The organism is Aureimonas sp. SA4125, assembly GCF_019973775.1.
In the GTDB taxonomy this organism is placed as follows: domain Bacteria; phylum Pseudomonadota; class Alphaproteobacteria; order Rhizobiales; family Rhizobiaceae; genus Plantimonas.
Map to the genome: position 1 here is coordinate 2226212 of NZ_AP025032.1, position 14389 is coordinate 2240600.

Genomic DNA, 14389 nt, shown 5'->3' on the forward strand with positions numbered 1-14389 from the left:
ACCGAAGATGCCGACCTGAAGATGGAAGCCGTGACACTGGCTGCGGACGAGACGGCCGACGCCAACGTCGCGATGGCGCAAGGAGCGTCCGACGTCTCGGCGATCCCGGCCGAGGAACTCACACGGCTGACCGACGATATCGTCGCCGCGCTGAAGACCGTCTACGACCCTGAAATACCGGCCGACATCTACGAGCTCGGTCTCATCTACAAGATCGACATCGAGGACGACCGCAGCGTCGGCGTCGAAATGACGCTGACCGCGCCGGGCTGTCCCGTCGCCGGTGAAATGCCGATCTGGGTGGAAAACGCCGTGTCCTCCGTCGAGGGAGTTTCCCATGTCCGGGTCAACCTCGTCTTCGACCCGCCGTGGACCCCGGACCGGATGAGCGAAGAGGCACAGGTCGCCGTCGGCTGGTTCTAGCTGGCGTGGGCTGGGCCGAGACTGGAGGAAGGCACGCCTGACTCCGCAGCTGGCCTTGTGTTCTGCCGCACGGGCGCGCATTTTCGTACCGATCGTTCGCATACGATCCTGCTGCCACGAAAGGACTTGGGACTCATGGGTCGATTCGCCATCATGAACCTAACCGACACCGCCGCCCTTAGGGTGCGGGACATTCTGGCGGCAAAAGGCGGCGATGCCCTCGGTCTGCGCGTCGGCGTGAAGAAGGGCGGCTGTGCCGGTATGGAATACACCGTCGAACTCGCGACCGAAACGAAGCCGCATGAGGACATGGTCGAAAAGAACGGCGCCAAGGTCTTCGTCGCCCCGGAGGCCGTCCTTTTTCTGCTCGGCACCGAGATGGACTACGAGGAGACGACGCTTCGCTCGGGCTTCACCTTCAGGAATCCGAACCAGACCTCGGCCTGCGGATGCGGCGAATCCGTGGAGCTGACGCCGGTCGACGCGTCGGCGATCGAAAACCGCGCCGTCTGAGGAACGCCCGGGAACTCGGATGGACGAAGACCTGCTCCGCGAGGTTTTTGAGTCGTTGGGCACGATCTCCGTCCGGCGCATGTTCGGCGGGCAGGGCATCTACGCCGACGGGACGATCGTGGCCCTTGTCGTGCGGGGCGATCTCATGCTGAAGGGCGACGCGCAGTCTGTGCCTGTGTTCGAGGCCGCCGGTTCGACCCGATGGGTGTATGCGACGTCAGGGAGACCCGAGGTCCAGATGCCGTATTTCACCGCTCCCGGCGAAATCTTTGACGATCCCGGATTGCGCGGCCTATTGGGCGGCGCTGGCGTTCGAAGCGGGACGCCGCAGTGCTGCTTCCAGGAAGCGGGCCACTCCGACGTCAAAACGGCCGCGCTGATCAAAGTCGCGGCCGCTCGAGGTGTTGCAAGGGTTCCGTCTGCACGCTGAAACCGCGCGATGGGTCGCGCGGCCCTTGGCGCCGAATCAGAATCCCGTCTCGATCAGCATGAAGGCCGGAACCTCCTCCCCGAAACCGATGGGGGAGCGTTCGTCCGAGCGGCCGCCGTCATGGCGCCCGCTTTGACGGGCGCCGTCGCGTGGCTCGCGACCGCCCCGAGCGCCAGAGGTTTGACGGGGCGCCGGGGCCCGTTCGATCGCAACCGGACGGGGCTCTGCGGCAGGCGGGACGGCGACGTCGATCGGCGGCACGTCGGCCGTCGGAGCGACAACCTCGGACGGGCTCACCATGACCGGTGCCGCGACGTCGGGAACCACATCCGGCACTTCGGCGACCGGCTCCGCTTCGGCGGCGGCGCTGTTGCGCGCCTCGACCGAATTGGCACGGGGACGGCGCGGCGTTCCACTGGCACTGCGGCGCAGCTTCTTTTCGGGCTTGGGCTCTTCGGCGGACGTTTCGATCGCGGGGAGGTCGGCGACCTGGCCGTCGAGCCACTCGAATTGGGTGTCGAGCATCTTCTCGATCGCATCGAGATACTTCTTGTCGGTGCGGGTGACGAGCGTGAAAGCCTTGCCCGAACGTCCGGCGCGGCCGGTGCGGCCGATGCGGTGGACGTAGTCCTCGGCATGGATCGGTACGTCGAAATTGAAGACGTGACTGACCGCCGGGATGTCGAGCCCGCGGGCGGCGACGTCCGACGCCACGAGGATCTGGATCTTGTTCTCGCGGAAATTGTGCAGCATCGTCATGCGCGCCCGCTGCTCCATGTCGCCGTGCAGGGCGCCGGCGGAGAAGCCGTGCTTTTCCAGCGACCGGAAGAGAGAGGCGACATCGATCTTGCGGTTGCAGAAGATGATCGCGTTCGTGATGTCGTCCTGGCTGCGCAAGAGCTTCCGCAGCGTTTCGCGCTTGGCGTAGTCTTCCTTGTGGGTGGCGACGGCCTTCTGCTCGACGGTCAGCGCAGCCGAGGAAGCCTTGGCGACCTCGATTCGGACCGGATTCTGTAGGAACTGCTCAGTCAGGCGCGTGATCTCAGGCGGCATGGTGGCGGAAAAGAAGAGCGTCTGGCGGGTAAAGGGGATCATCTTGCAGATCCGCTCGATATCCGGGATGAAGCCCATATCGAGCATCCGGTCGGCCTCGTCGATGACGAGGATCTCGACGCCGGTCATCAGCAGCTTGCCGCGTTCGACATGGTCGAGCAGGCGACCGGGCGTTGCGATGAGGACATCGGCGCCACGATCGATCAGCTTGTCCTGTTCGCCGAAGGACATGCCACCGATCAGCAGCGCGACGCTGACCTTCTGGTCCTTGCCGTATTTCGTGAACGTCTCAGCAACCTGCGCGGCGAGTTCGCGTGTCGGCTCGACGATGAGGGTGCGCGGCATGCGGGCACGGGCGCGCCCCTTCTCGAGCCGGGTGAGCATCGGCAGCACGAAGGAGGCGGTCTTGCCCGTCCCGGTCTGGGCAATGCCGAGCACGTCACGGCCTTCCAGCGCATGCGGGATGGCCTGCGCCTGGATCGGCGTCGGCTCGGTATAGCCGGCGGCTTCAACGGCTGCGAGAACTTTGGCGCTGAGGCCGAGTTCGGAAAAAAGCATAGAGTTAGGTAATCTCGTGAGTGACGAAGGGTGAGGCGAAAGCCGCAAGTCGCACGCGTATGGCATCGGCGATAGGGCGAAGACTTTTTCAAGTCAACCTCTGCAACCTATATAGGGAGGGATCATCCATTTTCTATGACGGATGGATAACGCCCCCGGAAGCCCGGCGAACCAGACGCCGGGCGGACCAGATGACGTCAGCCGGAGCCGACGTCAGTTCGTCGCCGGCCCGAAGGTGTAGGGCTGATCTTTGAAGTAGTGAAGTTCGTAGGTTTCGGCAATCTCGCCGTCGGAAGGCACGATGTCGAAGAACAGCGTCAGGCCACTGGGCTCGTCTTCCGACGGCTCGTCGGCACGATAGCCGACAATGGCACCATTGACCGTCGTGATCTCCTTGATCTCGGTGGTCGACAAGACGCTCGTCGCTCCCGCGGACTTGTCGATCTGCTGGATGAAGAAGCGGTAGATCTCCTTTTCCGCCGGCCCTGACTGCACCATGGCGGTGCGCCACACGCCGTTCTTGTCGCCGTCGGTCCAGGGACCGACGATCTGCACGTCCTCGATGAGCGTCGGCAGCGACTGCACGGCAGTCAGAACCTCGTCGTCTGCCGGGCTCACCGCTGTGGCGTCGGGAACAGGGGTTACAGAGCTGGCAGCCGCTGGAGCTGTGGCGGGAGCGGCGGCATCCGGCGCGGGCGCCGTTGCTGCCGCAGGCTTTTCGGCGGCGGCAGGGGCCGCTGGAGCGGGCGTCGCCGGTGCCGGTGCGTCGGGCGCCGTGGCGGCCGGGGGCGTATAAGGCGCTGGCGCCGCAGGAGCGGCAGCCGGGGTTTCGGCCTGCGACCAGGCGGTGAGCGGCTGCAGGCCAAGCGCTGCGGCCGCGATGCCGGCGAGAAGAGCTGTGCGGGTCGTCATCGTGTCGTTCCCTTGCCTGTTGTCGTAGAGCCTGCGGAAGCCGGCATCACACGTCGAGATCGACAGCGAAGGCCGCCCGATCCTGGATGAAGCGGAAGCGGGCATCGGGCCGGTTGCCCATCAGCGCGTCGACCGCCCCGGCGGTTCCCGATTCCGGCGTCTCGTCGATGGCCACCTGCAGGAGCGTGCGCTTCCTCGGATCCATCGTCGTTTCCTTCAGCTGCGAGGGCAGCATTTCGCCAAGACCCTTGAAGCGGCTGACCTCGACCTTGCCCTTGCCCTTGAACTCCCGCGCCATCAGCCGTTCGCGGTCCTTGTCGTCGCGGGCATAGGCCACTTTCCCGCCCTGCGCGAGCCGGTACAGCGGCGGAACGGCGAGGAAGAGGTGGCCCTGGCGGATGAGGTCGTGCATTTCCTGGTAGAAGAAGGTGATGAGCAGCGAGGCGATATGGGCGCCGTCGACATCGGCGTCGGTCATGATGATCACGCGCTCATAGCGCAGGTCTTCTTCGCGGTAGCGCGCGCGGGTGCCACAGCCGAGCGCCTGGATGAGATCGGAGATCTGCTGGTTGGCGCTGAGCTTTTCGCGACCGGCGCTGGCGACATTGAGGATCTTGCCGCGCAGCGGCAGGATCGCCTGGCGGGCGCGGTCCCGCGCCTGCTTGGCCGAGCCGCCAGCGGAATCGCCTTCGACGATGAAGAGTTCCGCGCCTGCCGCGCCGCTCTGCGAGCAGTCGGCGAGCTTGCCGGGCAGGCGGAGCTTGCGCGTCGCGCTCTTGCGGTTGACTTCCTTTTCCTGGCGCCGCCGCAGCCGCTCGTCGGCGCGGTCGACAACCCAGTCGATCAGCCTTGCCGCATCCTGCGGCGAGGAGGCGAGCCAGATGTCGAAGCTGTCGCGGATCGAGCTCTCGACGATGCGCTGCGCCTCGGCGGTGGCAAGGCGGTCCTTGGTCTGCCCGACGAATTCCGGCTCGCGGATGAAGATCGACAGCATGGCCGAGGCCGAGATCATCACGTCGTCGGCGATGACGGCGGCGGCCTTCTTGTTGCCGGAGACTTCCGCAAACGCCTTCAGCCCGCGCGTCAGGACCGAACGCAGGCCGGCTTCGTGCGTGCCGCCTTCAGGCGTCGGGATGGTGTTGCAGTAGGAGCGGACGAAACCGTCGCCGCCCGTCCAGCTGACAGCCCATTCGACCGCGCCGTGGCCGGAGACCTTCTCGGTCCGGCCGGCAAAGGTCTGGCTGGTGACGCGCTGCTCGTCACCGAGAGAGCCTTCGAGATAGTCCTTGAGGCCGCCGGGAAAGTGGAATGTCGCGCGCGCCGGCGTCTTGCCGTCGGCGGGCAGGAGCGCGGGATCGCAGGCCCAGCGGATTTCGACGCCGCCGAAGAGATAGGCCTTGGACCGCGCCATCTGCAGGAGACGCGCCGGGTCGAAGGCGGCGTTCGCGCCGAAGATCTGCGTGTCCGGCAGGAAGCGCACCTTCGTGCCGCGGCGATTGTGGACCTCGCCGACTTCCTCCAGCGGACCGACGGCATGACCGCGCTCGTAGACCTGGCGGTAGAGCTTGCGGTTGCGCGCGACTTCCACTTCGAGCCGCGACGACAATGCGTTGACGACCGAGACGCCGACGCCGTGCAGCCCGCCGGAGGTCTCGTAGACCTTTGAATCGAACTTTCCGCCGGCATGCAGCGTGGTCATGATGACCTCCAGCGCCGAGCGGTTGGTGTATTTCGGATGCGGGTCGACCGGGATGCCGCGGCCGTTGTCGGTGACGGCGAGATAGCCGTCGGCCTCCAGCGAGACCTCGATGAAATTCGCGTGGCCGGCGACGGCCTCGTCCATGGCGTTGTCGATCACCTCGGCGAAGAGGTGGTGCATCGCCTTCTCATCGGTTCCGCCGATATACATGCCGGGCCGACGGCGCACCGGCTCCAGGCCCTCCAGCACCTCGATGTCGGCCGCGGTGTAGCTCGCCTCCGCCGATCCCGGCGCCGCAGCCTTCGCCGCCGACAGCGCGTCGACCGCCTTTGGCCGGGCCGGGGACCTGACAGTGCGCACCTTGGCGGCCGCGCCTCCGGAGAAGAGATCATCGCTCATGATGCGCTGCAAGCTGCCTTGTTTCCGAGCCCTTGGCGGGATGAGGTATCACGGCAATGGACTATACTTTCACGAAATGTTCTTCAACCCGGCAGCGCTCAAAAGGCGGCGCAGACAGCAACTACCAACAGTTTTCGACCCCTGCGTGGCTTGCGCGTCGCGCCAGTTTCGGCAAGGAAACCGGCATGGCCGTAATGCTTCTCTCCCGCGCCGTCCTCGCCTTCGCCGCACTGGCGTTTCTGGCGGACCAAGCGCCTGCCGCGCCGGCGCAGCTTGCACCTTTCAAGGACGCGCTCTTCGCCTATCCGCCGCTGACCGCCATCAGCGACGACGGCGACCTCATCGACGTCGACTACTCCGAGCTTCGCGACATCAACGGCCGCGACGAGATCCCGGAGCGACGGGTGAAGCCCTCCTATGTCGACCTTGCGCCGCTCGCGCGCCAGGAAGAGTCCGTCGTATCGACACCGGCCGGGCCATTGAAGATCGTGACCGTCGGCGACACAAAGTCGCCCGGCAGCATCGTCCTCTTCATCCACGGCCGGAACGGCGACCGACGGCTGGGCATGAACGACCGCACCTTCGGCGGCAATTTCAACCGGCTGAAAAACCTGATGCTTCGCTCCGGCGGCCTCTATCTCACGGCCGATGCGGGCGGCTTCGGGAGCGTGGACCGCACCAGGATCGGAACGCTCCTCGAAACGCATCGGCGGGATCACCCGGCGGCCACGATCGTTCTCGCCTGCGCCTCGATGGGCGGCGAGTTCTGCTGGGACCTCGCAGGCGACGCCGGCGTCATCGATGCGATCGACGGACTGGTGATGCTCAGCGCCAACACGCCGCCGTCAAAGCTTGCGTCCCTGCGCAAAGCTGCCGGGACCCGCCGCATCCCGCTTCTTCTGGCGCACGGCACGCGCGACAAGGTGTTTGCCTGGGACAGCGCCAAGGCCGTCTATACCGCGCTGCGCGCGGAAAAATATCCCGTCCGTTTCGTATCGTTCGAGGCCGGCAACCACGGGACACCCATCCGGATGATCGACTGGCGTGACAGTCTGAACTGGATTTTCAGCCGGACGACCAGATAGGAAGAACACGTGGCCGGCGCAACCGTAAGTGGCTTTCGGGCCGACCGGTCTCGCCCTGCGGCACCTGCCGTAGAAATACTTTGCAGGACGAACCTTCCCCTCGTGTCGAGTGAACTGTTTTCCAGTACATCTCGACGTGCCGACGATTCCGTCGCGCTTTCCCTGGAAAGGAATTCCTGCATGTCGCGTCTTCTGTCGACGACCAGCCTCCTGGTCGCCGTGGCGGCCCTGTCGCTCTGCGCCGGTGCGGCCCTTGCTCTCGACCGCACGGTCACGGTCACCAACAATTCCAGCACGCCGATGATCGAGTTCTATGCTTCCAACACCGGCACGAGCGAGTGGGAAGAGGACATTCTGGGCGTCGACGTTCTCGAGGTCGGTCAGGCATTCGACGTGACGATCGACGACGGCAGCGGCTACTGCAAGTTCGACTTCAAGGCGACCTTCAGCGACGGCGCCTCGGCGGTGAAGCAGGGCGTGAACGTCTGCGAGATCTCGGATTTCAGCTTCACGGATTGAACGCCGGCCGGCAGAGATTTGGCTGAGGCCAGCTGCCCGGTGATCGCTCGCGATCACCGGGCTTTTCTGTGGACCGCTTTAGGTCCTGGTCCACGCGTGATCTTTTCCGAAAGCCGGACAGCCAGCTTTCGGGACCATGCTTTAGCCAAGCGCCTTGAGCAGTTCCTCGGCCGCGGGTCCCGATGACGCCGGGTTCTGGCCGGTGATCAGCAGACCGTCGGTGAGGACGTGCACACCCCAATCATCTGTCTTGGAATAGGTGCCGCCGCGTTCCTTCAGCATGTCCTCGACGAGGAAGGGCACGATGTCGGTGAGGCCGACGGCCGCCTCTTCGCTGTTGGCAAAGCCGGTCACCTTCTTGCCGCTGACCAGGGGCGTGCCATCCGCCTTGGTGACGTCGCGCAAGATTCCGGGGGCGTGGCAGACGAGGGCGACGGGCTTGCCCGCGGCGATCGCCGCCTCGATGAGGGTCCGCGAGGTCGCGCTGTTCGCCAGATCCCAGAGCGGACCATGGCCGCCGGGATAGAAGACGGCGTCGAATGCCTGCACGTCGACATCTGCGAGTTTGTGGGTCGTGGCGAGTTGCGCCTTGGCGTCGGCGTCGGCGTCAAACCTTCTGGTAGCGTCGGTCAGGGCGCTTTCGTCGGCGCTGCTCGGGTCAAGCGGCGGCTGTCCGCCGAGGGGCGACGCCAGGGTGATCTCGGCGCCGGCATCCTTCAGCACGTAGTAGGGGGCTGCGAGTTCCTCGAGCCAGAAGCCGGTCTTCTTGCCGGTTTCGCCCAGTTTGTCGTGCGAGGTCAGAACCATCAGAATTTTCATGTCAAACGCCTTTCGTATTGCAGGTCGGCCGCAGATGGGGGCGGGGTTCACTGATTGCGACCCCAGCGCCCCGCAGAACCTGACTCAGGCGAGAGCCTCCTCGTCGGCGAGGGCTCGCCGGTGGGCATCTTTCGATTGCACCTCGATGTAGAGTCGTCGGACGATCGGGAAGGCATGTTTCACCCGCTGTTCGATGTCGCTCACCGCGGCCTCGATATCCTGCGAGAGAATGTCGTCCTGGAAATCGCAGCTCATGGTCAGGAGCACGTCGCGGGGCCCGAGATGGAGCGTGCGGATCTCGTTGACGGAAACGATCTCGGGGCGTTGCGACACGCGGTCCCTGATGGTCTCGACCATGGCAGGCGAGGCGGCCTCGCCGATCAGGAGCCCCTTCGTCTCGCTGACGAGCAAGACCGCGGTGACGGCCAGGACCACGCCGATGACGATCGAGCCGATGGCGTCGAACTCCGCTATGCCCGTGATCCAGGCAGCCGCAATCCCCGCCGCGGCGATGAGAATGCCGATGCAGGCGGCCGTATCCTCGAAAAGGACGACGAAAATCGTCGGATCCTTCATCGCCCTGACGTCGGCAAAGAAGCCGTTGGTGGCAGAAGGATCGCGCATCGCGCTGAACTCGCCGAAGGCCACCGAGAGGGAATAGCCCTCCATCGCCAGCGACGCGGCAAGCACGCCAAGCGCAACCAGCGGCGCCTCGACGGCATGGCTCGGCTCCATCAGCCGCTGGACGCCCTCGTAGATGGAAAAGCCGGCCCCGAGCGCAAAAATCAGGATGGCCACGATAAAGGACCAGAAATAGATCTCGACGCCATGGCCGAAAGGATGCTCGGCATCGGCGGGTTTCTTTGCGCGGCTGATGCCGAGAAGGAGAAAGCCCTGGTTCGCGGTGTCGACGAGCGAATGGATGCCTTCCGCCAGCATGCTCGAGGAACCCGTGTAGAACGCCGCGCCGAATTTCGTCACGGCGATGCCGAGATTGGCGGCGAGGGCGGCGATGACAGTCTTGCTGCCGCCGTCCTTGGAGTGTTGTGCGGTCATGCAAGTCCATCCGTTTGGCCGGTTCATCCGCTTGGAGCCCCCGCGGCTTCGGGAGCGGATGATGGGGTCGTCGCTTGCGTCGTCCGGGCCAGTTCGGCCGCCCCGTCGGCGACGAACTGGACGGCCAGGGCCGCCAGCAGCACGCCGAGCAGGCGCGAGATGATCGCGCGCCCGGTGCGTCCGAGAAAGTGATCGACGCGGTGCGCCAACGCCAGAATGCCGAAATTGATCCCGAGCGCGGCGACGATGACGAGCACGAGCCCGGTCTGGCCGGCCAGCGTCGGCAGCGAGCCCGACAGAAGGATCGTCGCCGAGATCGCGCCGGGCCCCGCGATCAGCGGAATGGCGAGGGGAAAGGCGGCCACGTCCTCCTCGCCCTCGTCACGATCCTCGACGGCGATGGTGGCGCTCCGCTCATGCCGCTCCTTGCGCTTTTCGAAGACGAGCTCGAAGCCGATCCAGAACAGGAACAGGCCGCCGGCGACGCGGAAGGCACCGAGCGTGATGCCGAGACCGGACAGGATGGCGAGGCCGAAGAGGGCGAAGACGAGAAGGATGCCCGCGGCGATGAGGCTCGCCTTCAGCGCGATCCGGCGCCGCTTCGCCGCAGAGGCGCCCCGCGTCAGCGTCAGGAAGAGGGGCAGGAGACCAAGCGGGTCGAGGATGACGAACAGCGTCACGAAGCCGTTGACGAGAAGTTCGATCATGACGCCGGTCCCGAAATGTCCAGCCACCGCTTTAGCAGCATCGAAGGGCCGGGCTCAATGCCGCGGCGGCAGGGTTTCGGCACGCGTCATGCGCTGGCGTCAGGGGACAGCGCCGTGTGCTGCCAGGATGAGCGCTGACGCACGCCATGCTCTTTTCGATGCGCCGACACAGCGTCGAAGGATCAGGAAAGATCCGCGCCAGGGCCGAAACCGTCCGAATCGAGCGCCGAAGAGCCCAAAAACGGGCGGCGCGACCCACCAGCACCTTCATTTTCTTTGCCGATTATCATAACCATTTGGAAAAGCTGTGGAATTTTGGGGTTTTTCGGCTGTTTGCGATTTGCCCAAAGCGGGCGCGAAGGGCTATATACAGCGTCACTCCCGACCATCATTCAGGACAGCAGCTTGGCAGACGACGAGATCGACATCATCCCTCCGGAGCGCCCGCGCGGCATCGATACCATCTCCATCGTCGAGGAAATGCAGCGGTCCTATCTCGACTACGCGATGAGCGTGATCGTCAGTCGCGCGCTGCCCGACGTGCGCGACGGGCTGAAGCCGGTGCACCGGCGCGTGCTCTACGCCATGCACGAGATGGGCCTCGTCTGGAACCGGCCTTTCCGCAAGTCCGCCGGCGTCGTCGGCGAGGTCATGGGCAAGTTCCATCCGCACGGCGATCTGTCGATCTACGACGCCCTCGTGCGCATGGCGCAGCCCTGGTCGCTGCGCGCCCCGCTGATCAACGGGCAGGGCAATTTCGGCTCGATCGACGGCGATCCGCCGGCGGCCATGCGCTACACCGAGGCACGGCTCCAGAAGGTGTCGGACTCGCTGCTCGCCGACATCGACAAGGAAACCGTCAACTTCCAGGAAAACTACGACGGACGCGAAATGGAGCCGGTCGTCCTGCCGGCCCGTTTCCCGAACCTTCTGGCCAACGGCTCGGGCGGCATCGCCGTCGGCATGGCGACGAACATCCCGCCGCACAATCTCGGCGAGATCATCGACGGCACGATCGCGATGATCGACAATCCGGCCATCACGCTCGACGAGCTGATGGAGTTCATCCCCGGTCCCGACTTCCCGACCGGCGCGCTGGTGCTCGGCAAGGCCGGCATCTACTCGGCCTATGCCACCGGGCGCGGTTCGATCCTGATGCGCGGCAAGGTGCATATCGAGCAGATCCGCGGCGAGCGCGAGGCGATCATCGTCACCGAGGTTCCCTACCAGGTGAACAAGGCCTCGATGATCGAGAAGATGGCCGAGCTGGTGCGCGACAAGCGCATCGAGGGCATCTCGGACATCCGCGACGAGAGCGACCGCGAGGGCTACCGCGTCGTCGTCGAGCTGAAGCGGGACGCGACCACCGACGTCATCCTGAACCAGCTCTACCGCTTCACGCCGCTGCAGACCTCGTTCGGCGCCAACATGGTGGCGTTGAACGGCGGCAAGCCCGAGCAGATGACGCTGGTCGACATGCTGCAGGCCTTCGTCGCCTTCCGCGAGGAGGTGATCAATCGCCGCACGCGCTTCCTCCTGCGCAAGGCGCGCGAACGGGCTCACGTCCTGGTAGGCCTTGCCATCGCCGTCGCCAATATCGACGAGATCATCAAGCTGATCCGCCAGGCGCCCGATCCGCAGACGGCGCGCGAGCAGCTGATGGAGCGGCACTGGGAGGCCAAGGATGTCGCGCCGCTGATCCGACTGATCGACGATCCGCGCCATCGGATTTCCGAGGCGGGCACCTACCGTCTGTCGGAGATCCAGGCGCGCGCGATCCTCGATCTGCGCCTGCAGCGACTGACGGCGCTCGGCCGCGACGAGATCGCCGACGAGCTGAACAAGATCGGCGAGGAGATCAAGGAATACCTCGACATCCTGTCGTCGCGCACCCGCATCCGCGACATCATCAAGGACGAGCTGCGCGAAGTCCGCGACGAGTTCGCCACGCCGCGCCGGACCGAGCTCACCGAGGGCGCGGCCGACATGGACGACGAAGACCTGATCCCGCGCGAGGACATGGTCGTCACCGTCAGCCATGGCGGCTACATCAAGCGCGTGCCGCTCGCCACCTACCGGGCGCAGCGCCGCGGCGGCAAGGGCCGCTCCGGCATGACGCTGAAGGGCGAGGAGGATTCGGTCACGCGCCTGTTCGTCGCCAACACCCACACGCCGATCCTGTTCTTCTCCTCGCGCGGCATCGTCTATAAGGAAAAGGTCTGGCGCCTGCCGCTGGCAACGCCCCAGTCCAAGGGCAAGGCGCTGATCAATCTCCTGCCGCTGGAGAAGGAAGAGCGGATCACCTCGATCATGCCGCTGCCCAACGACGAGGCGCAGGCGGCCGAGCTGAACGTCGTCTTCGCCACCACGCGCGGCACCGTCCGGCGCAACAAGCTGTCGGACTTCACCCAGGTGAACCGCAACGGCAAGATCGCCATGAAGCTCGACGATGCCGGCGACGAGATCCTTGCCGTCGCCACTTGCTCGGAAGACGACGACATCCTCCTGACCGCCAATTCCGGCCTCTGCATTCGCTTCCCCGTCACCGATGTGCGCGTCTTTGCCGGCCGCAATTCGGTCGGCGTGCGCGGCATGGCGCTGCCGAACGGTGACAAGCTGATCTCGATGGCGATCCTGCGCCATGTCGATGCGACGCCGGCCGAGCGCACGACATATCTGAAGATGCGCAGGGCCGTCGAAGGCGAATCTGCGGCGGTCGAAGGCGCCGAAGAGGAGATCGTCGAGGAGACGGCGGAGGAAGTGTCGCTGACGCCCGAACGCTACGGCTTCCTCAGCGCCAATGAGGAGTTCGTGCTGACGCTGAGCGAATTCGGCTATGGCAAGCGGTCCTCCTCCTACGACTTCCGCACCATCGGTCGCGGCGGCAAGGGCATCCGGGCGACCGACACGGCGCGCGCCGCCGAGATCGGCCCGCTGATCGCCGGTTTCCCGGTCGAGCCCGGCGACCAGATCCTGCTCGTCACCGATCGTGGCCAGTTGATCCGCGTGCCCGTCGAGGGCATCCGCGTCGCCGGTCGCGCGACCAAGGGCGTGACGATCTTCAAGACGGCGGAAGGGGAGCGCGTGGTCTCGGTCGAGCGCATCCCGGACCAGGGCCCAGAAGATGCCGACGGCGTTGCGGAAGGCGACGGTCCCGATACCGGACCTGCGGCCCTCCCTGGGGATGAGCCGATCGGGGAAGCACCGACCGAGCCGAACGAGGAGTAACCGGAGGTGGTGCGTCTAGCGCTGGCCCACCGCGGGCGATCCTAGACGCACCGGCAATAAAAAAGCCGCCTTGCGAGGCGGCTTCGAAGTATCGGGGCGTCAGGATCGCCCCCTTCGACCGAACGTTTAGTTGATCGGACGGTGCCGACGCGCGGCAATTTTGATCCGCGACGCCTCCGCCTCGTTATGAAGCGCGACTGCTGTAGCGGAGACCAGGCCGGCGGCCATGGCGAGGGCAAGGGCGAAAATCAGCATGCATCTTCTCCGCGGGTTCGGGATATTAACGAAACCTTGGGCAATTTGTTCCATGCGCGCGGTACCCCTCGTACCACCGGAACGACCATTGACTAGGCATCGCCTTCCACCGACACGTTTTACGCCCGGAGGCCTTGCACACTGGTTTCGCGACGTGATGAACGAACCGATAATCGTCGCCTCGAACAGGGATTTCCCGTGACACAGCGTATCGCCCTCTATCCCGGCTCGTTCGACCCCATGACATCAGGGCATCTCGACGTCCTGAGGCAGGCGATGCGGCTTTTCGACGAGGTCGTGATCGCCATCGGCGTCCACCCCGGCAAGGCGCCGATGTTCAGCTTCGACGAGCGGGTGGCGTTCATTCGCGACTCTGTCGCCGACGACGGAGGAAAAGTCCGTGTCGTCTCGTTCGACGGGCTTGTGATCGACGTGGCAGCCGACCACGGTGCCGTTGCGCTCGTGCGCGGCGTGCGGGACGGCTCCGATCTGGACTACGAAATGCAGATGGCCGGGATGAACGGGCGCATGGCGCCGGACATCGTCACGCTGTTCCTGCCGGCAAGCCCCGAATTCAGGCCCATTACCGCCACATTGGTCCGCCAGATCGCGGCCATGGGCGGCGACGTCGCCCCCTTCGTTCCCACGGTCGTCGCGCAGGCGCTCAAGGCGAAATTTGCGTGATGCCGTGTCCGACGCCCGACTTTCGACCAGACGACTTCAGACAACACTG

Annotated in this window: 14 protein-coding genes; 7 read left to right on the forward strand and 7 right to left on the reverse strand. The window is 65.3% G+C overall.

Annotated features, from left to right (window positions below):
* The first annotated feature begins 72 nt into the window (after window positions 1-72).
* The 3 genes from Sa4125_RS10305 to Sa4125_RS10315 all read left to right on the forward strand — a co-directional run bounded on the left by Sa4125_RS10305 (window position 73) and on the right by Sa4125_RS10315 (window position 1366).
* Window positions 73-423 carry an SUF system Fe-S cluster assembly protein gene (locus Sa4125_RS10305; RefSeq protein ID WP_224007737.1) on the forward strand — a complete coding sequence of 117 codons (351 nt, stop codon included), beginning with the start codon at window positions 73-75 and terminating at the stop codon, window positions 421-423.
* A 135-nt stretch (window positions 424-558) separates the two neighbouring features.
* On the forward strand, window positions 559-936 hold the full coding sequence (sufA, locus tag Sa4125_RS10310; RefSeq protein WP_224006767.1) for a Fe-S cluster assembly scaffold SufA: 378 nt from the start codon (window positions 559-561) through the stop codon (window positions 934-936).
* A 19-nt stretch (window positions 937-955) separates the two neighbouring features.
* Window positions 956-1366: a TfoX/Sxy family protein gene (locus Sa4125_RS10315; protein WP_345944330.1), complete on the forward strand. Its 411-nt coding sequence runs from the start codon at window positions 956-958 to the stop codon at window positions 1364-1366.
* Between the two features lie 36 nt (window positions 1367-1402).
* On the opposite strand, the gene Sa4125_RS10320 is transcribed toward Sa4125_RS10315, so the two are convergent.
* From Sa4125_RS10320 to parE, 3 genes are all read right to left on the reverse strand, one after another.
* Window positions 1403-2977 carry a DEAD/DEAH box helicase gene (locus Sa4125_RS10320; protein WP_224007739.1) on the reverse strand — a complete coding sequence of 525 codons (1575 nt, stop codon included), beginning with the start codon at window positions 2975-2977 and terminating at the stop codon, window positions 1403-1405.
* Window positions 2978-3190: 213 nt separating this feature from the next.
* Window positions 3191-3889 (reverse strand): hypothetical protein, encoded by a 699-nt coding sequence (locus Sa4125_RS10325; protein ID WP_224006770.1) that lies wholly within the window; start codon window positions 3887-3889, stop codon window positions 3191-3193.
* A 46-nt stretch (window positions 3890-3935) separates the two neighbouring features.
* Window positions 3936-5987 (reverse strand): DNA topoisomerase IV subunit B, encoded by a 2052-nt coding sequence (gene parE, locus Sa4125_RS10330; RefSeq protein WP_224006773.1) that lies wholly within the window; start codon window positions 5985-5987, stop codon window positions 3936-3938.
* A 185-nt stretch (window positions 5988-6172) separates the two neighbouring features.
* On the opposite strand from parE, the gene Sa4125_RS10335 reads away from it, so the two are divergent.
* Both Sa4125_RS10335 and Sa4125_RS10340 read left to right on the forward strand, forming a co-directional pair.
* Window positions 6173-7072, forward strand: coding sequence for an alpha/beta hydrolase (locus Sa4125_RS10335; protein WP_224006776.1), 900 nt, complete (start codon window positions 6173-6175; stop codon window positions 7070-7072).
* A gap of 180 nt (window positions 7073-7252) precedes the next feature.
* Window positions 7253-7591, forward strand: coding sequence for a hypothetical protein (locus tag Sa4125_RS10340; protein ID WP_224006779.1), 339 nt, complete (start codon window positions 7253-7255; stop codon window positions 7589-7591).
* A gap of 141 nt (window positions 7592-7732) precedes the next feature.
* Here the strand turns inward: Sa4125_RS10340 and Sa4125_RS10345 are convergent, their stop codons facing one another.
* The 3 genes from Sa4125_RS10345 to Sa4125_RS10355 all read right to left on the reverse strand — a co-directional run bounded on the left by Sa4125_RS10345 (window position 7733) and on the right by Sa4125_RS10355 (window position 10173).
* Window positions 7733-8410 carry a type 1 glutamine amidotransferase domain-containing protein gene (locus Sa4125_RS10345; protein ID WP_224006782.1) on the reverse strand — a complete coding sequence of 226 codons (678 nt, stop codon included), beginning with the start codon at window positions 8408-8410 and terminating at the stop codon, window positions 7733-7735.
* 84 nt (window positions 8411-8494) lie between these two features.
* On the reverse strand, window positions 8495-9466 hold the full coding sequence (locus tag Sa4125_RS10350) for a cation diffusion facilitator family transporter (RefSeq protein ID WP_224006785.1): 972 nt from the start codon (window positions 9464-9466) through the stop codon (window positions 8495-8497).
* A gap of 23 nt (window positions 9467-9489) precedes the next feature.
* Window positions 9490-10173: a MarC family protein gene (locus tag Sa4125_RS10355; RefSeq protein WP_224006788.1), complete on the reverse strand. Its 684-nt coding sequence runs from the start codon at window positions 10171-10173 to the stop codon at window positions 9490-9492.
* Between the two features lie 405 nt (window positions 10174-10578).
* Between Sa4125_RS10355 and gyrA the strand changes: the two genes are divergently transcribed.
* Window positions 10579-13401, forward strand: coding sequence for a DNA gyrase subunit A (gyrA, locus tag Sa4125_RS10360; protein WP_224006790.1), 2823 nt, complete (start codon window positions 10579-10581; stop codon window positions 13399-13401).
* 126 nt (window positions 13402-13527) lie between these two features.
* Here the strand turns inward: gyrA and Sa4125_RS24180 are convergent, their stop codons facing one another.
* Window positions 13528-13656 (reverse strand): hypothetical protein, encoded by a 129-nt coding sequence (locus Sa4125_RS24180; protein WP_267461369.1) that lies wholly within the window; start codon window positions 13654-13656, stop codon window positions 13528-13530.
* A 198-nt stretch (window positions 13657-13854) separates the two neighbouring features.
* Here Sa4125_RS24180 and coaD point away from each other — a divergent pair, with 198 nt between their 5' ends.
* Entirely contained in the window at window positions 13855-14340 is a 486-nt protein-coding gene (gene coaD, locus Sa4125_RS10365) for a pantetheine-phosphate adenylyltransferase (RefSeq protein WP_224006793.1), read from the forward strand.
* Window positions 14341-14389: the final 49 nt, after the last annotated feature.